The organism is Actinomycetospora sp. C-140 (assembly GCF_054796175.1).
The window spans coordinates 205,726-221,783 of the sequence record NZ_JBTWNF010000005.1; the positions used below are offsets into that span (position 1 = coordinate 205,726).

Here is a 16,058-nt window from a genome sequence, read left to right on the forward strand (position 1 = left end):
GAGCAGGAGGGTCACCGTGGGCTCGAATGCGTGGGAGCGCGCGCAGGAGGCCATCGCGCACGCCCACGAACGCGCCACGGAGCGTGACGAGGACGTCATCACGCCGGACACGGCGGTCTCCCCGTTCGACGCCTCGGCGACCACGGTGCTCCCGCACGGGCTCGCCTCGCGCGCCGGGCCGCAGGACCCGGACCTCACCCAGCGCATCCCGCACGGGAACGGGCACGCCAACGGCAACGGGCGCCCGATCGTCTCCCGCGAGGAGCCGGACGACGCGCGCACGGTGCGGTTCCGGGCCCGCGGGGCGAGCCACCCCGGGACGTCACCGTTCCCGGCGAGCCCGTTCCCGACGCCGACCGACGGCGACGACGGCGCCCCGGACGAGGGGCGCCCGGGGACCGGGCGGTCGGGTGACCGTTCCGGCGACCGCTCCGGCCGTGGTGACGAGACCCCGGCGGACGAGCGCCGGCGACCCTGGTGGCGGCGCCTCTTCGGCGGGTAGGACTCCCGCATGCAGACCGCGAAGCTCGGCGACCTCACGGTGTCGCGCATCGGCCTCGGCGCCATGGGCATGTCCACCGCCTACAGCGGCGCCGGGCAGGACGACGACGCGTCCGTCCGCACCATCCACCGCGCCCTCGACCTCGGCGTCACCCTGATCGACACCGCGGAGGTCTACGGCCCGTACGTCAACGAGGAGCTGGTCGGCCGCGCGATCGCCGGGCGGCGCGACGAGGTCGTGCTGGCCACGAAGTTCGGGCTGATCTCCCACACGGGTCGGCCGCAGGGCTCCCCCGACAGCAGCCCGGAGAGCATCCGCACCGCGGTCGAGGGCTCGTTGCGCCGGCTCGGCGTCGACCACATCGACCTGTACTACCAGCACCGCGTCGACCCGCAGGTCCCGATCGAGGAGACGGTCGGCGCCCTCGGCGAGCTGGTCGCGCAGGGCACCGTCCGGTACCTGGGGCTGTCCGAGGCCTGGCTGGACACCATCCGCCGGGCCCACGCCACGCACCCGATCACCGCGCTGCAGTCGGAGTACTCGCTGTGGACCCGCGACCAGGACGAGGTCCTGCCGCTGCTGCGCGAGCTCGGGATCGGCCTCGTGCCCTACTCGCCGCTGGGTCGCGGCCTGCTCACCGGGCAGGTGCGGTCGGTCGACGACCTCGACGCCGACGACATGCGGCGCTCGAACCCCCGCTTCGCCGAGGAGAACTTCCGGCGCAACCTCGCCCTCGTCGACGAGGTGACGGCGGTGGCGACGGACGTCGACGCGACACCGGGCCAGGTGGCCATCGCCTGGCTCCTGGCCAAGGGTGGCGACATCGCCCCGATCCCGGGCACCAAGCGCGTCGAGCGGCTCGAGGAGAACGTCGGCGCCGACGCCGTCGTGCTGACCGACGAGCAGGTGCGCCGCCTCGACGACCTCACCCCGCCCGAGGGTGGGCACCACAGCGAGCAGCAGATGCGCCTCATCGAGCGCTGAGGTCCGCCCGCCACGGCCGTCGGTCGACCGGCGGCGCGCCGGTCGTCGGCGTCGTACGGATGGCCGTTCCCCGGGGGGCGCCGGAGAGGGCCTCCCGGGTGGGGCCGCGCGGGTCGGGCGCCCGCGGGGAGCTCTCCAGAATGACCTCTCGAGAGTGTCACCAGGAACGCTCGCGCAGCCCGTGCCCCGCCGGCGTCGCGACCGGCACGTCCGGCGCCCCGCCGTCTCGATCGTGCGCGGGGCACCGGTCGCCGTGGCGTGATCCCTCCTGGTGCTCCTCTGACCCGATGTCACAGGGTCAGCGGAGCACCGGGGCGGATCACGGGGCGCCGGTGGCCGAGACGCCGGGACCTGACGCCGGGTGCTGCGCGGGGAACCCGCTGGCGGACACGATCCACGGACCCGCCCGGAACGACCCTCCTGACACTCTCGAGAGATCGATCTGGAGAGCCGGCCTACGCGGGGTCGGCGGGGAGGACCCCGGGCGGTGGGGGCACCGACGTCGGCGAGGTCGACGGGCCGGCGCGCTCAGCCCGGCAGCGGCGCCACGCCGGGCTCGGCGCCGGCGAAGCGGCGGTCGATCTCGCCGCGCGTCCACGCGTCGCCGGCCCGCTCGAGCCACCGCCGCCCGGCCCGGTTGCGCGCGACGAGCCCGGAGAGCACGAGGTTGCGGGCGAACGCCACGGGCACCGGCCACGGGAGCGCGGCGGGGAGCCCCAGGTCGCGCAGCCCCTCCCGCCCGAGGAACCAGCGCAGCAGCCCGAGCACGCGGCGGCGGCGGTACTCGCCGCGCAGCCCGGCCAGCGGCCCGGAGGTCAGGGAGCGCTGCCCGTCGACGAGGGCGGTGGCGAGCGCCGGGCCGGCAGGCGTGACGTCGTCCTGCACGAGCAGCACGTGGTGCAGGAACCGGTTCTGCTCGCGTTCGGTGGCGAACAGCCAGTCCTCGTCGACGCCCATGAGCCAGCCGACGTAGCGCCAGAGGTGCATCACCGCGCGGGACTCGGCCGGCGTCACCACCCAGCCCAGCGCGCGGGCGCCCAGCAGCCCGGTGCTGTTGAACAGCCCGAGCGTCGCCGCCTGGTCGGCCTGGTTGATCGGCAGCCCCCAGTGCCCGACGTCCCACCGCCCGTTGGTCTCGAACCGGCGGTTGACCAGGGCGTGCATCGCGCGCACGTGCACGGTCAGCTGCCAGCCCGCCCCGTCGCGGCGCAGCCCGCCGGGCGCGATGAGCGACCGCGCCCACTCCTCGGTCTCCCCGAGCCGGCGCATCGCCGTCGAGCCGGTGAGCCCGCCCGTGGCGACGAGCAGGTCGGCGGGGCCGCCGAAGCGGTAGCCGCCGATCAGCGACAGGGTGAGCAGGACGTCGTCCAGCGTGCGGCCCATCCGGCGCAGGGCGCGCCCGCCACGCTCGACGAGGTCGTGGTCGACCCAGGACGGGGTGTCCTCGACGACGGCGAAGAAGCGGGCGAGCGCGGGACCCTCCGGCGGGGACCCGGCGAGGGCCCGGGAGAACGCCGCCATCGTCACGCGCTCCGGGTCGGTGCGGGGCCTGCTCATCGCGGCGGCGAGGTCGGCGCCCACCTCGTCTCGGGTGAACATGCGCCGGCCGATGGTGTCGAGCAGGTCCTCGTCGGTCTCGCGGACCCGCGCGACCACGGCGAGCGGGCGCGCGATGCGCCGGCTGCGCTCGGGCGCCGCACGGAACCGTCCGGGATGGAGATCGACCTGCTCGCGTGCCACCATGCCGTCGATGCTGATACGAGTTCCTGCTCGCTTTCAACTCGCGCCGTGACGGGCCCGCGACGACGCCGGCAGCCGCGTCAGGAGCGCTCGCGGGCGACCGTCGAGCGGATCGTCGCCGCGGGGCGCGCGGTGCTGCTCGAGCGCGGGACCGAGGGCCTGACCACCAACCACGTCGCCGCCGCCGCGGGGATCAGCCCCGGCTCGCTCTACCAGTACTTCGGTGACAAGGAGTCGATCCTCGACGAGGTCGTCTCCCGCTACAGCGACGAGCTCGAGGAACGGGTGACGGGCGCGTTCGTCGAGACGGTGGCCGTGCGCGACCCCGCCGAGGCGGTCCGACGCATCGTGCTCGCCCTGGTCGACGCGCTGGCCGAGCACCCGGCGCTGCTGCGCGCGGTCGCGCAGCGGATGCCCCGGGCCGGCGACGACCGTCGCGCCGCGTTCGCCCGGCGCGTCGACGCGCTGCTGACCAGCACGCTCGTGGCGCGCTCCGGCGGCGCGACCCGCCACCCCGCCGGCACCGTGGCATGGCTGGTGGTGCGCACCGTCGAGAGCCTCGCCGTCGGCTACGTCCTCGAGGACCCGCCGCTCGGGCGGGAGGAGTTCGCCGACGAGGTGACCGCGCTCGTCCTCGGCTACCTCGCGCGCGCTCTGGACCCCGCGCCGTAGGGCTCCGAGCCGGGGGCGGCGCGGACCCCGGTGCGCGCGCGCAGGCTCAGCCCGACCCGTAGGGCCGCGCGCAGCGGCGCCCAGCGGGCCCCGCGGTAGCGGTCGGCGAGGAAGCGGTAGGCGCTGCGGTGGTGCTCGGCGAGCATCCGGGCGGCGGTGGCGGCGTCCCGGTCGGTCGCGTGCCCGCCGGTGTGCACCACCTCGGCGTCGGGGACGTAGACGTTGAGCCAGCCGGCGCGCCCGAGGCGGTCGCCGAGGTCGACGTCCTCGAAGTACATGAAGTACCGCGGGTCGAACCCGTCGACCGAGGCCCACGCCTCGCGGCGCAGCAGCAGGCACGAGCCCGAGAGCCAGCCGGCGGTGCGCTCGGCGGCCGCGCCCTCCTGACGGTAGGAGCGCGTCCACGGGTTCTCGGGCCAGACCGCGGCGAACAGGGCGTGGCCCACGCCGCGCCCGAGCGAGGGCACCAGGCGCGCCGACGGGTAGACCTCGCCGCCGGTGCGGATGAGCGGCCCCAGGCCCCCGGCCCGCGGCCAGCGGGCACCGGCGTCGACGAGGGTGTCGAGCGCGCCGTGCCCGAGCACGATGTCGGGGTTGGCGACCAGCACCCAGCCGACGTCGGCGGGCAGCCCGGCGACCGCGCGGTTCGCGGCGGCGCCGTAGCCCACGTTCTCGCCGATCACCAGCAGCTCGACGCGGTCGTCGGCGGACGCCGCGGCCTCGGGCGTGCCGTCGACCGACCCGTTGTCGGCGAGGACGACCCGGTAGGGCCGCGCGGTCGCCTTCTCCAGCGAGCCCAGGAACTCGCCCAGCGCCTCGCCCGGCGAGTAGGTCACGCAGACGACGGCGAGCCCGTCGCCGTACCGGTCGTCGGAAGGGCTGCTCACGGCCCGCATTGTCGCCGGTCAGTCGTCGTACTCGTCGACCAGCCCGCGGTACTGCGTCTCGAGCACGGCCAGCGCGTCGGGATCCCCGCGCCGGGCGGCCTCCTCGATGTAGGACTGGGCCTCGTCGCGGCGTCCGTGGTCGAGCAGGAACCGCCCGAGGTGGAACGGCGCGCCGGGCTCGTCGACCTCGTGGGCGCGCCGCAGCTGCTCCTCGGCGCCGGCGAGGTCGTCCTGGCGGTCCCGGAGGAACCAGCCGTAGTAGATGTGCGCGCACGGCCCGTCGCCCTCGGCGGCGCGACGGTAGAGATCGCCGGCCTCCCGGACGCGCCCGGCGGCGAGCCGGCAGTCCGCGAGCGCGAGCAGCGTGGCCGGCCGGTCGGCGTCGAGCAGCTCCTCGGCGAGCTCGGTGGCGGTGCGCGGGTCGTCGAGCTCCTCGAGGTGGAGCGCGACGAGGTTGAGCGCGGCGAGCTCGTCGCCGAGGCGCACGGCGCGGTCGAGGACGTAGAGCGCCTCCTGGGTGCGCCCGCGCCCGCGCAGGAAGACGCCGTAGTCGTTGGTCGCGGCCGGGTCGCCCGCGTCGAGCCCGACGAGGAACGCCGACTCGGCGGCCTCGTGGTCGCCGATGGCGGCGAGGGTCTCGCCGAGCAGGCCGGCGAGATCGGTCTCGCCACGGCTCATCACGGCCGGGACGAGGACGTCGGCGGCCTCCCGGCGGTCGCCGCGGTCGAGGTAGGCGTGGGCGAGCAGCCCGGGCGCGGAGGGCTCCCGGCTGGCGACCGCGCGGCGCAGCAGCGCGATGCGCTCCTCCAGGCCGTCCCCGGAGTGCGCGTCCGGCCCGGCCGCGAGCGCCCGGGCCCGGTCGCAGAGGGGTTCGGCCGTCCCCGACGCGGCCTGCTCCGTCATCCGATCAGTGTGCGGGACACACCGGTCTACAGGCGAGGGCCGCTCGAGCCGTCCTCGACCGACGGGAGCGTCAGCGGCCAGTAGCGCCAGGAGTCGGGGGACGCCGCGGCCCTGTTGTCCCTGGCATCCCGGGCTTCGGCGCGTGCGGTGCGGCGGTGCTCGGCCTGCCACCGCTCGTCGCGGGCCACCCGGGCCCGCAACCGATGCCGTTCACGCCCGGCGTCGATCACCAACCACACGGCGACGAGACCGAGCAGCGCGAGGAGCACCGTCTCCACAGCCATGACCGCTCAACGCACGAACCGGCCCTGAGGACACGGGAATGACACCGATGGGATTACGAACGTAGTCCGTTCAGTCCAACAGGAGGTCCGGATGGCGGGTGACCGCGGTGTGCAGGGCATCCCGCCAGGGTGGTAGCGGCGCCAGCCCGGCGGCGCGCCAGGACGCGTCGGAGAGCACCGACCACGCCGGGCGGGGAGCGGGGCGCGGGAACGACGCCGTGTCGCACGGGCGGACGCGGCCGGGGTCGGCACCGAGCTCGCTGAACACCGCCCGCGCGAGGCCGCACCACGTCGTCTCCCCGCCGCCCGCGGCGTGCCGGGTGCCCGCGGGCGCCGACGAGCGGGCGAGGGCGAGCAGGCCGTCGGCGAGGTCCGCCGACCAGGTCGGCGACCCGTGCTGGTCGTCGACCACGTCGAGGGTGTCGCGCTCGCGGGCGAGCCGGGCCATGGTGCGCACGAAGTTCGCCCCGGTGGCGCCGTAGACCCACGCGGTGCGCACGATGTGGTGCGCCCCGGGCAGCGCCGCGCGCACCCGCTCCTCGCCCGCGAGCTTGCTGCGGGCGTAGACCCCTTCCGGGCCGGTCGGGTCGTCGGGCTCGAGCGGACGGCGGGCACCGTCGGGCAGCGGCCCGAGGACGTAGTCGGTGGAGACGTGGACCATCGTCGCGCCGACCTCGGCGCAGGCCGCCGCGAGCAGCCCGGGCGCCTCGGCGTTCGCCGCCCACGCCGCCGCCGCGGCCGCGGGATCGGTCTCGGCGAGGTCGACGGCCGTGAACGCGGCCGCGTTGAGCAGCACCGCGGTGTCGCCGGCGCCGTCGCCGGGCGCCGCGGCCCACGCGTGCACCGCGTCGCGGACCGCCGCGGGGTCGGTGACGTCGGTGTCGGCCCGGGTCAGCGCGACCACGGAGTCGCCCGGCGGGGCATCGGGGGCGGTGAGCCGGGCGACCAGGTCCGTCCCCAGCGCACCCCCGGCTCCGGTCACCATCCACCGCACGGCACCCCACCCCCCGTCGATCACGCGGAGCGCAGTCTCGCACCGCCATCGGGTGAGCACGCACCGCGGTGGGCGCGCCGGGGACCCGCGGCTCCCGGAAGAAGCCCTGCTCGGGACCGAAGCTGATCACCAACGGTCGCCGGCGACGCGCCGACGGGCCGACGGACGGGTGACGGGCCCCGCCGGGCACCGGGGGCGTCTAATCTGCGATCAACCACGGTCCCCGGACCGGCTCGTCGGCATACCCGGAGCACGGCGCGACGCGGCGCCCGTGCACCGGGGCACGTCCCCCCGGACGACGACGACCGGAGGCCCGGGACCGGACCGAGCAACGCCCCGCGGGGCCGAGGAGCGGCGGAGGGAGGCGGGACCCGTGGACCGTGACGACCCCGGCCGCGACCGCGCCCGGCGCTTCGGCCCGTCCGCCACCGCCGGGGCCGCCGCCGGACCGGCGCGCCGCAGCCCGGGTCGCGCCGGGGGACCCCCGCTCGACGACCCCGACGCCGACCCGGGCGTGCCGTCCGCGGACGAGAGCGTCACCGAACCGGACCGTCGCCCGGCCTCGGCCCGGCTGCGCCGCCGCGACCTCGCCGAGCTGTCCGCCGCCCCGGCGGGCACCCGGCCCCGGGGGAAGAGTCCGGGCCCGCCGCCCGACCGACCCGACCGACCGGAGCGCGCCGAGGGACCGGAGCGCGCCGAGCGGCCCGACAAGCCCGGCCGGCCGGACAAGCCCGGTCGACCGGACCGTCCCGGCCGGCCCCGGCGCCCGGCGCCGCCCCCGGACGACCCGCGCGATCCGCGCGACCGCCGCGATCCCCGGGATGCCCGTGAGCCCCGCGACGAGCGGACGCTGCGGGAGCCGGGGGCACGACCCCGGAAGGGGTCCTCCGAGAAGGCGCGCCCGGACCGGGAGCGCGAGCGGGACCGCGAGCGGGGTCGCCCCGGGCCGCCACCGCCCCGACCGCCCGGACGGCCCCGGCCCGAGCGGGAGGTCCCCGACGACGGGCGCCCGCCGCGCTCGGTGCGGCGCACGCTGCGCCTCGCGGTCGCCGTCCTGTCGGTGCTGATCTTCGCGCTGTCCGGGACCGCGTGGGCGGCCCTGTCCGGGAGCCTCGGTTCGGGGTCGAGCGCGCTCGGCGGCGAGGCCGTGGGCGACGCCGCCGACGGCGCGACGGACATCCTGCTCGTCGGGGTCGACAGCCGTACCGACGCCCAGGGCCAGCCGCTGCCCCCCGAGGTGCTGCGCGAGATCGGGGCGGGCGCCGCCGACGGTGTGATCAACACCGACACGATGATCCTGGTGCGGGTCCCCAACGACGGCAGCCGCGCGGTCGCGTTCTCGATCCCCCGCGACAGCTACGTGACGATCCCGGGCGCCGGGCGCCGCGACAAGATCAACTCGGCGTACCCGGGCGCGAAGGCCGAGGAGGCGAACCGGCTCGTCCAGTCCGGCGACACCGACCCGCGCGACGTCGACGTCCGCTCCTCCGAGGCCGGGCGCCAGGAGCTCGTGCGCGCCGTCGCCGAGCTCACCGGGCTGACCGTCGACCACTACGCCGAGGTCAACCTCATGGGCTTCTACACGCTCACGAACGCCGTCGGCGGCGTGGACGTGTGCCTCAAGAACCCGGTCGACGACGACCTCTCGGGCGCCCACTTCCCCGCCGGGCCACGCACCGTGTCGGGCCACGACGCGCTCGCCTTCGTCCGCCAGCGCCACGGGTTGCCCAACGGCGACCTCGACCGCATCCGCCGCCAGCAGGCGTTCCTCGCGTCGATGTCGCGCAAGATCCTCTCCTCGGGCACGCTCGCCGACCCGATCACGCTCACCCGGCTGCTCGACGCCGTGAAGCAGTCGGTGGTGCTCGACAACAACTGGGACCTGCTGCGCTTCGGACAGCAGATGCAGGACGTCAGCGCCGGCGCCGTCGCGTTCCTCACCATCCCGACGAACGGCACGCGCAACGTCGACGGCCGGGGCGAGGTGCTCGACGTCGACCCGCGCGCCGTGGAGCGCTTCGTCAGCGACGCCATCGGCCCCGAGGAGGCGTCCGGCGAGGACGACGGTCCCGCGCCCGGGACGATCCCGGTCGACGTGCTCAACGCCTCGGGCACCGAGGGCGCGGCCGCGCGCGTCGTCGCCGTGCTCTCGGCGCAGGGCTACTCGCACACGACGGCCGACAACTCGCCGACCTCGACGCCGCGCTCCGAGGTGCTCTTCGGGCCCGCGGGCGACGCCGCCGGCGCGCGTGTCGCGCGCAGCCTCGGGGACCTGCCCGCGCGGTTCGACCCGTCGGTGCCCCCGAACTCCGTGCGCGTCGTGCTCGCCCAGGACTACCGCGGCCCGGGTGCGGCGCCCCCCACGACCTCGCCGCTCGGGGCCACTGGCGCCAACGGCTCGGGCTCGGGCTCGGACGGCGAGCTCGGCGGCGACGGCGCCACCAGCGCCCCGGTGCCGCCGCCCCAGCCGGCGATCACCGCCGAGGGCGTGCCCTGCATCGATTGAGTTGTCGCGCCGAGGAGATGCGGCGGTCAGCGCTCCTCCGTCGCGCTACCGACCGACCTCCGGCGCGGTGTGCGGACCAGCGATAGCGTCGAAGCCGATGACCGTCTCCGACGCCCTGCTCTCCTCGCTGCTCGCCGCCGACCCGGCGCGGCCGCTGATCACCTTCTACGACGACGCGACCGGCGAGCGCATCGAGCTCTCGGGCGCGACGTTCGCGAACTGGGTCGCGAAGACCGCGAACCTCCTGCGCGACGAGTGCGACGTCGAGCCCGGCGCCCCGGTGGCCGTGCTGCTGCCCGCGCACTGGCAGACGGCGGCGGCGCTCTGCGCGGTGTGGTCGTGCGGCGCGGAGGTGGTCGCGGAGCCGGCGGGCGCCGAGGTCGCCCTCGCCGACGCCGAGCACCTCGAGGCGGCGGGCGCCGCCGGGCTGGTGGTCGGCTTCTCGCTCGACGCCTTCGGCCAGGGCCTCGGCGATGCGCTGCCCGGCGGTGCCGTCGACTACGCGACCGAGGTCCGGGTGCACGGCGACCACTTCGACCCGCTGGCCCCCGTCCCCGACGACACCCCGGCCCTCGCGGGCGCCGACGTCACGTCCGTCGTCGCGACGGCGCGGGCGCGGGCCGCGGAGCTGGGCCTGTCGACGGACGACCGGGTGCTCGCCACCGGCGCGTGGCCGGTCGCGACCTCCGGCGGGCTCGTCGACGGCTTCCTCGCGGTGCTCGCGGCGGGCGCCTCGCTCGTCCAGGTGCGCCACCCCGCCGGGGACCAGACCCACCGGGCGGGCACCGAGAAGGTCACGCGGACCCTCGCCTGAGCCCGCGGAGCGGCGCTCACCCGGACGCCGACCTCCACACAGAACAAACGGCGCTCTCGCTGCTGCGGAAGCAGCGAGAGCGCCGTTCGTTTTTCGTGAGCGGAGCGGGACCCCGGCCGAGCCGGCACCGGGACCCCGGTCAGGGCGTGCTCAGGCCTGCGGCTGCTGCGGGTAGCCCTGCTGCGGCTGCTGCGGGTAGCCCTGCTGGGGGTAGCCCTGCTGCGGGTAGCCCTGCTGCGGCTGCTGCGGGTAGCCGCCCTGCTGCGGGTAGCCGCCCTGGGGGCCGGCCATCGCGTCCATCTTCGGGTCCGGGCCGTACTGGTTCGGGCCGCGCGTGCCCTCGAGGCAGTAGAAGACCAGCAGCACGATGCCGCCGACGATCGGGACGAGGCCGATCAGCAGCCACCAGCCGGTGCGGTCGGTGTCGTGCAGGCGGCGGACGGCGACCGCGAGGGACGGGATGAGCACACCCAGCGAGTAGAGACCGCTGAGGAGGCCGCCACCGAACGAGAAGCCCGTTCCCGTCGAGGTGAAGCTGGCCGTGCCGATCAGCACGTCGATCAGGGCGAGCACGATGTACGCGATCGCGTTGAACAGGACGAACATCCAGAACTCGGTGCGACGAGCACGCCCGCTGAAGTCGGCGTACTGCTTGAGCACCTTCAGGTACCACTGCATGGGGGACCTCTCACGGAGCGTGTGGAGGGACCGAGATCTTCACGGTCCCTTTCGCCCGAGTAGGCTAGCTCCGCACACGCTCCGTGAGTAGTACCCCGAACGGGTTACTTCTTGAGCAGGCTCCGCGCCATGACCATGCGCTGGATCTGGTTGGTGCCCTCGTAGATCTGCGTGATCTTGGCGTCGCGCATCATCCGCTCGACCGGGAAGTCGACGGTGTAGCCGGCGCCGCCGAAGAGCTGGACCGCGTCGGTGGTGACCGACATGGCCGTGTCAGAGGCGAAGCACTTCGAGGCCGACGCGATCAGGCCCATCTTCTCGCCGCGCTCGGCGCGGGCCGCGGCCGCGTAGACGAGGTGGCGGGCGGCCTCGGTGTTCATCGCCATGTCGGCGAGCATGAACTGGACGCCCTGGAAGTCGGCGACCGCCTTGCCGAACTGGTGGCGCTCGCGGACGTAGTCGACCGCCGCGTCGAGAGCGCCCTGCGCGATGCCGACCGCCTGCGCCCCGATGGTCGGGCGGGTGTGGTCGAGCGTCGCGAACGCCGTCTTCAGGCCGGTGCCCGGCTCGCCGATGATGCGGTCGCCGGGGATGCGGCAGTTCTCGAAGTAGATCTCGGTGGTGGGCGAGCCCTTGATACCGAGCTTGTGCTCCTTCGGCCCGACCGAGAACCCGGGGTCGTCCTTGTGCACCACGAACGCCGAGATGCCGTTGGCGCCCTTGTCCGGGTCGGTCTTCGCCATGACCGTGTACCAGTCGGAGACGCCGCCGTTGGTGATCCAGCACTTGGTGCCGTTGAGCACCCAGTCGTCGCCGTCCTGCACCGCGCGGGTGCGCATCGAGACGGTGTCCGAGCCCGCCTCCCGCTCCGAGAGCGCGTAGCTGATCATCGACTCGCCGGAGGCGATGGTCGGCAGGACCTGCTGCTTCAGCTCCTCGGAGGCCGACAGGATGATCGGCATCGAGCCGAGCTTGTTCACCGCCGGGACGAGCGAGGCCGACGCGTCGACGCGGGCGACCTCCTCGATGACCATGCAGGCCACGATCGAGTCGGCGCCCTCACCCCCGTACTGCTCGGGGATGTGGATCGCGTGGAACCCGTTCTGGACGAGGGCCTTGCGCGCCTCCTCCGGGAAGCGCGGCGTCGCGTCGACCTCCGCGGCGTAGGGCGCGATCTCCTTCTCGGCGAGGGCCCGGATCGACTCCCGCAGCGCGTCGCGCTCCTCACCGAGGCTGTACAGGTCGAAGTCCGGGTCCACGGCGTCCCTCCACACACGATTGCGTTCCGGGGTCACGATACTCGGACGTCCGACCATTGTGGGAGGTCGCGACCACCCGACCGGTGTGGTCCCGGCTACGCCCGGTCGGTGGTCGCGGCCGCGCGTCACCGTCCCGGCGCCGCCCCGGTCACCCGCTCGGGCTCGCGGCGGGCGAACGCCGGGGCGTGCTCGGGCCGCAGGCCGACGCCGATGAGGTAGGCGGGGATGATCGTCGCGGGCGGGAAGGCGGCCATGAGACGACGGATCGGCGCCGGCGGGCCGCCCATCCGCCCGCGCAGCACCGGCTCGACGATCCCCCGGTGCATGACGCGCTGCAGCGTCTGGACGGCGATCGTCGGGAGCAACCGGCGGCGCCGCACGCGGTCGAGGTCCGACCCGGTGACCCGGCCCTCCCGGAGGGGCGCGGCCAGCAGCGTCGCGGCGGCGACGGCGTCCTGCACCGCCAGGTTGATGCCGACCCCGCCGATCGGCGACATCGCGTGCGCGGCGTCGCCGAGGCAGAGCAGGCCCTCGACGTGCCAGCGGCGCAGCCGGTCGAGCCGGACGTCGAGGTGCTTGACGTCGTCCATGCTCGCGAGCGTGTCGACGCGGTCGGCGAGATCGGGGGCGAGCGCGGCGACGTCCGCGCGGAACGCCTCGATGCCGCGGGCCCGGAGCTCGGCGTCGGACCCCTTGGGCGCCATGTAGGCCATCTGGAACCAGCCCTCCCGAGGGATGACGACCGCGAAGCGCCCGGCCTGCATCCGCGGGGAGAGCGCCTCGGCACGCTCGTCGTCGCGGCGCGGCAGCCGGAACCACCAGGCGTCCATCGGGCACGGGAAGTCGACGACGTCGAGGCCGGCCTGCGCCCGGGCGGTCGAGCCGCGCCCGTCGCACGCGACCGTCAGGTCGGCGGCGATCTCGCCGGTGTCGCCGTCCGCGGTGCGGTAGGCCACCCCGGTGACCGCGCCCCCGGCGTCGTGGCGCAGATCCGTGACCTCGGTGTCCATCCGCAGCGTGAACGTCGGCTCCTGCGCGGCGGCGTCGGCGAGCAGGTCGAGCAGGTCCCACTGCGGCACCATCGCGATGTACGGGTGGTCGACGCGGCCGGCGAGGCGGCGCAGATCGCCGACGACGAGCAGCTCGCCGTCCTCGCCGACCGGGAAGCCCACCCGGTCGAGCCTGCTCTGGGGCAGGGCGTCGAACCGCTCCCCCAGCCCGAGCTCGGTGAGCAGGTCGAGCGTCGTGGGGTGCACGGTGTCGCCCCGGAAGTCGCGCAGGAAGTCCGCGTGCTTCTCGAGCACCGTCACCTCGACGCCGCCCCGCGCGAGCAGGAGCCCCAGCACCATCCCGGCCGGGCCGCCCCCGACCACGCAGCAGGTCGTGCGCTCCATCGTCCCCACCTCCGCTGTTTTTCACCGCTTGTTGAATCCGAGTGTGGACCCGCCGCCCGAGAAATTCAACAGTCGATGAAAACGAGTAGGGTCGGGCGGGTGGCCAGCAGCGAGACGGCGGGGCGGCGCGGGCGGCGGCCGGGCGAGTCCGGGACGCGGTCGGCGATCCTGGAGGCGGCGCGCGTCCGCTTCGCGTCCGAGGGCTTCCGGTCGGCGACGGTGCGCGCGATCGCCGGCGACGCGGGTGTCGACCCCGCCCTCGTCATGCACTACTTCGGCACGAAGCAGGGCCTGTTCGTCGCCGCGATGGAGTTCCCGCTCGACCCGGCGCAGGTCGTGCCGCGGCTCGTCGCGCCGGGGATCGACGGGCTCGGCGAGCGGCTGGTGCGGTTCCTGCTGACGATCATCGACGAACTGGGTGACGCCAACCCGATGCTCGGGCTCGTGCGCTCGGCCGTCGCGCACCTGGACGCGGCCCGGATGATGCGCGAGTTCCTCGGCGAGGCGATCCTCGACCGGGTGGCGGCCGCGATCGACGCCGACCGCCCCCGCCTGCGCGCCGACCTCTGCGCGTCCCAGATCGTCGGGGTCCTCATGGCCCGCCAGATCCTCGAGCTGCCCGAACTGGCCGCCGCCGACCGGGAGACCCTGGTCGGCGTCTACGGCGCGACGATCCAGCGCTACCTCACGGGGCCGCTGGACTCCTCGTGAGCGCGCGCGGCCAGGGCCTCGTCCTTCGCGGCGACGGTCTCGGCGAGCCCGGTCTGGAAGCGCTCCATCGCGCGGGCGAGGGCCGGGTCGGACGCGCCGAGGATTCGCACCGCGAGCAGGCCCGCGTTGCGCGCCCCGCCGATCGACACCGTCGCCACCGGCACGCCGGCGGGCATCTGCACGATCGAGAGCAGCGAGTCCATGCCGTCGAGGTGCGCGAGCGGCACCGGCACGCCGATCACCGGCAGCGTCGTCGCCGACGCGACCATGCCGGGCAGGTGCGCCGCCCCGCCCGCCCCGGCGATCACGACCCGCACCCCGCGGCCGGCCGCCGCGGAGGCCCAGTCGAGCATGACCCGCGGCGTGCGGTGCGCGGAGAGCACGCGCGCCTCCCAGGAGACGCCGAACTCGTCGAGCGCGGCCGCCGCGGCCTGCATCGTCGGCCAGTCGGAGTCGCTGCCCATGACGAGGCCGACGGCGGGGGTGCTGTCCGGCGTGTCCTCCGGGACGGTGTTCTCCGGGAGAGTCCCAGGGGCGCTCATGAGGCGTGAGGGTCCCATCCGTCGCTCCACACGCCGGTCGCGAGGTGGTCCGCGGCGAGCCGGGCGCGGGTGCGCACGTCGTCGAGGTCGTCGCCCCGCACGGTGACGTGGCCGATCTTGCGGCCGGGACGCTCGCCCTTGCCGTAGAGGTGCACCCGGGCGTCGGGGAAGCGCGCGTAGGTGTGGTGCAGGCGCTCGTCGAGCCGCGTCGCCGGGACGGGGTCGCCGCCGAGGACGTTGGCCATCACCGTCACCGGCGCCGTGGTCGTGGTCGCACCCAGCGGGTAGTCGAGCACGGCGCGCAGGTGCTGCTCGAACTGCGAGGTCACCGCGCCCTCGATCGTCCAGTGCGCCGAGTTGTGGGGCCGCATGGCGAGCTCGTTGACCACGAGCCCGCGGTCGGTCTCGAACAGCTCCACCGCGAGCAGGCCGACGACGCCCAGCGCCGCGGCGATGCGCAGGGCGAGCTCGCCGGCCTCCTCGGCACGCTCGGCGTCGAGGCCGGGCGCGGGGGCGAGGACCTCGGTGCAGATGCCCTGCTCCTGCACCGTCTCGACCACCGGCCACACCGCCGCCTGCCCGAACGGCGAGCGGGCGAGCACCGCGGCGAGCTCGCGGCGCAGCGCCACCTTCTGCTCGACCATGAGCGGGGTCCCGGCGCCCAGCAGCTCGGTGACGACGCTCTTCGCCTCGTCGGCGTCGTCCAGCACCCACACCCCGCGGCCGTCGTAGCCGCCGCGCACCGCCTTGAGCACCACCGGCCAGCCGTGCTCGCCCGCGAAGGCGGTGACGTCGTCGACGCTCTCCACCGCGGCGAACGGCGGCACGGGCTCGCCGAGCTCGGCGAGCCGCGTGCGCATGACGAGCTTGTCCTGGGCGTGGAGCAGGGCGTCCGGGCCGGGGTGCACGGTGTGGCCCTCGGCGACCAGGGCGCGCAGGTGCTCGCCGGGCACGTGCTCGTGGTCGAACGTGACGGCCTCGGCGCCGGCGGCCGCGCGGCGCAGGGCATCGAGGTCGCGGTGGTCGCCCTCGACGACATCCGGCGCGACGAGCGCCGCGGGCTCGCCGGGGCCCGTCGCGAGCACGCGCAGCGACTGCCCGAGCGCGATCGCGGCCTGGTGGGTCATCCGCGCCAGCTGGCCGCCGCCGATCATCGTCACCACGGGTAGCCCGGTGCGCTCGTCCACG

Annotated in this window: 16 protein-coding genes; 6 read left to right on the plus strand and 10 right to left on the minus strand. The window is 75.5% G+C overall.

The window, feature by feature from the left end:
• The first annotated feature begins 16 nt into the window (after positions 1-16).
• Both ACR9E3_RS10890 and ACR9E3_RS10895 read left to right on the plus strand, forming a co-directional pair.
• Positions 17-502 (plus strand): hypothetical protein, encoded by a 486-nt coding sequence (locus ACR9E3_RS10890; protein ID WP_460380248.1) that lies wholly within the window; start codon positions 17-19, stop codon positions 500-502.
• 9 nt (positions 503-511) lie between these two features.
• Positions 512-1,486, plus strand: coding sequence for an aldo/keto reductase (locus tag ACR9E3_RS10895; RefSeq protein ID WP_460380249.1), 975 nt, complete (start codon positions 512-514; stop codon positions 1,484-1,486).
• 528 nt (positions 1,487-2,014) lie between these two features.
• On the opposite strand, the gene ACR9E3_RS10900 is transcribed toward ACR9E3_RS10895, so the two are convergent.
• Positions 2,015-3,229: an oxygenase MpaB family protein gene (locus ACR9E3_RS10900; RefSeq protein ID WP_460380250.1), complete on the minus strand. Its 1,215-nt coding sequence runs from the start codon at positions 3,227-3,229 to the stop codon at positions 2,015-2,017.
• A gap of 45 nt (positions 3,230-3,274) precedes the next feature.
• Between ACR9E3_RS10900 and ACR9E3_RS10905 the strand changes: the two genes are divergently transcribed.
• A complete protein-coding gene (locus ACR9E3_RS10905) occupies positions 3,275-3,898 on the plus strand; it encodes a TetR/AcrR family transcriptional regulator (RefSeq protein ID WP_460380251.1) in 624 nt (207 codons plus the stop codon).
• Here the strand turns inward: ACR9E3_RS10905 and ACR9E3_RS10910 are convergent.
• The 4 genes from ACR9E3_RS10910 to rfbD form a co-directional block, all read right to left on the minus strand.
• Entirely contained in the window at positions 3,865-4,785 is a 921-nt protein-coding gene (locus tag ACR9E3_RS10910) for a glycosyltransferase family 2 protein (protein ID WP_460380252.1), read from the minus strand. The genes ACR9E3_RS10905 and ACR9E3_RS10910 overlap by 34 nt on opposite strands.
• 18 nt (positions 4,786-4,803) lie before the next feature.
• Positions 4,804-5,688, minus strand: a complete 885-nt coding sequence (locus tag ACR9E3_RS10915) for a tetratricopeptide repeat protein (RefSeq protein WP_460380253.1) — start codon at positions 5,686-5,688, stop codon at positions 4,804-4,806.
• A gap of 26 nt (positions 5,689-5,714) precedes the next feature.
• Entirely contained in the window at positions 5,715-5,972 is a 258-nt protein-coding gene (locus ACR9E3_RS10920) for a hypothetical protein (protein WP_460380254.1), read from the minus strand.
• 70 nt (positions 5,973-6,042) lie between these two features.
• Positions 6,043-6,957 carry a dTDP-4-dehydrorhamnose reductase gene (rfbD, locus tag ACR9E3_RS10925; RefSeq protein ID WP_460380412.1) on the minus strand — a complete coding sequence of 305 codons (915 nt, stop codon included), beginning with the start codon at positions 6,955-6,957 and terminating at the stop codon, positions 6,043-6,045.
• A gap of 382 nt (positions 6,958-7,339) precedes the next feature.
• Between rfbD and ACR9E3_RS10930 the strand changes: the two genes are divergently transcribed.
• A complete protein-coding gene (locus tag ACR9E3_RS10930) occupies positions 7,340-9,472 on the plus strand; it encodes an LCP family protein (RefSeq protein WP_460380255.1) in 2,133 nt (710 codons plus the stop codon).
• A gap of 97 nt (positions 9,473-9,569) precedes the next feature.
• On the plus strand, positions 9,570-10,286 hold the full coding sequence (locus tag ACR9E3_RS10935; protein WP_460380256.1) for a TIGR03089 family protein: 717 nt from the start codon (positions 9,570-9,572) through the stop codon (positions 10,284-10,286).
• A 150-nt stretch (positions 10,287-10,436) separates the two neighbouring features.
• On the opposite strand, the gene ACR9E3_RS10940 is transcribed toward ACR9E3_RS10935, so the two are convergent.
• The 3 genes from ACR9E3_RS10940 to ACR9E3_RS10950 form a co-directional block, all read right to left on the minus strand.
• A complete protein-coding gene (locus tag ACR9E3_RS10940; RefSeq protein ID WP_460380257.1) occupies positions 10,437-10,964 on the minus strand; it encodes a DUF805 domain-containing protein in 528 nt (175 codons plus the stop codon).
• A 104-nt stretch (positions 10,965-11,068) separates the two neighbouring features.
• The gene (locus tag ACR9E3_RS10945) at positions 11,069-12,223 is read right to left on the minus strand and encodes an acyl-CoA dehydrogenase (RefSeq protein ID WP_460380258.1); all 1,155 of its coding nucleotides are present in this window, start codon (positions 12,221-12,223) and stop codon (positions 11,069-11,071) included.
• A gap of 125 nt (positions 12,224-12,348) precedes the next feature.
• Positions 12,349-13,617 carry an FAD-dependent oxidoreductase gene (locus ACR9E3_RS10950; protein ID WP_460380259.1) on the minus strand — a complete coding sequence of 423 codons (1,269 nt, stop codon included), beginning with the start codon at positions 13,615-13,617 and terminating at the stop codon, positions 12,349-12,351.
• Between the two features lie 99 nt (positions 13,618-13,716).
• Between ACR9E3_RS10950 and ACR9E3_RS10955 the strand changes: the two genes are divergently transcribed.
• Entirely contained in the window at positions 13,717-14,328 is a 612-nt protein-coding gene (locus ACR9E3_RS10955; RefSeq protein ID WP_460380260.1) for a TetR/AcrR family transcriptional regulator, read from the plus strand.
• Here the strand turns inward: ACR9E3_RS10955 and purE are convergent.
• Entirely contained in the window at positions 14,298-14,870 is a 573-nt protein-coding gene (gene purE / locus ACR9E3_RS10960) for a 5-(carboxyamino)imidazole ribonucleotide mutase (RefSeq protein WP_460380261.1), read from the minus strand. The two genes, ACR9E3_RS10955 and purE, sit on opposite strands and share 31 nt — an antisense overlap.
• Positions 14,867-16,057, minus strand: a complete 1,191-nt coding sequence (locus tag ACR9E3_RS10965) for a 5-(carboxyamino)imidazole ribonucleotide synthase (RefSeq protein WP_460380262.1) — start codon at positions 16,055-16,057, stop codon at positions 14,867-14,869. Before ACR9E3_RS10965 ends, purE begins: the two co-directional genes overlap by 4 nt.
• Position 16,058: the final 1 nt, after the last annotated feature.

Excerpts from the sequence above, each read along its gene's own strand:
- ACR9E3_RS10895 (WP_460380249.1), top strand. The coding sequence starts at position 512 with ATGCAGACCGCGAAGCTCGGCGACCTCACGGTGTCGCGCATCGGCCTC.
- ACR9E3_RS10900 (WP_460380250.1), bottom strand. The coding sequence starts at position 3,229 with ATGGTGGCACGCGAGCAGGTCGATCTCCATCCCGGACGGTTCCGTGCG.
- ACR9E3_RS10915 (WP_460380253.1), bottom strand. The coding sequence starts at position 5,688 with ATGACGGAGCAGGCCGCGTCGGGGACGGCCGAACCCCTCTGCGACCGG.
- ACR9E3_RS10920 (WP_460380254.1), bottom strand. The coding sequence starts at position 5,972 with ATGGCTGTGGAGACGGTGCTCCTCGCGCTGCTCGGTCTCGTCGCCGTG.
- rfbD (WP_460380412.1), bottom strand. The coding sequence starts at position 6,957 with ATGGTGACCGGAGCCGGGGGTGCGCTGGGGACGGACCTGGTCGCCCGG.
- ACR9E3_RS10935 (WP_460380256.1), top strand. The coding sequence starts at position 9,570 with ATGACCGTCTCCGACGCCCTGCTCTCCTCGCTGCTCGCCGCCGACCCG.
- ACR9E3_RS10940 (WP_460380257.1), bottom strand. The coding sequence starts at position 10,964 with ATGCAGTGGTACCTGAAGGTGCTCAAGCAGTACGCCGACTTCAGCGGG.
- ACR9E3_RS10950 (WP_460380259.1), bottom strand. The coding sequence starts at position 13,617 with ATGGAGCGCACGACCTGCTGCGTGGTCGGGGGCGGCCCGGCCGGGATG.
- purE (WP_460380261.1), bottom strand. The coding sequence starts at position 14,870 with ATGAGCGCCCCTGGGACTCTCCCGGAGAACACCGTCCCGGAGGACACG.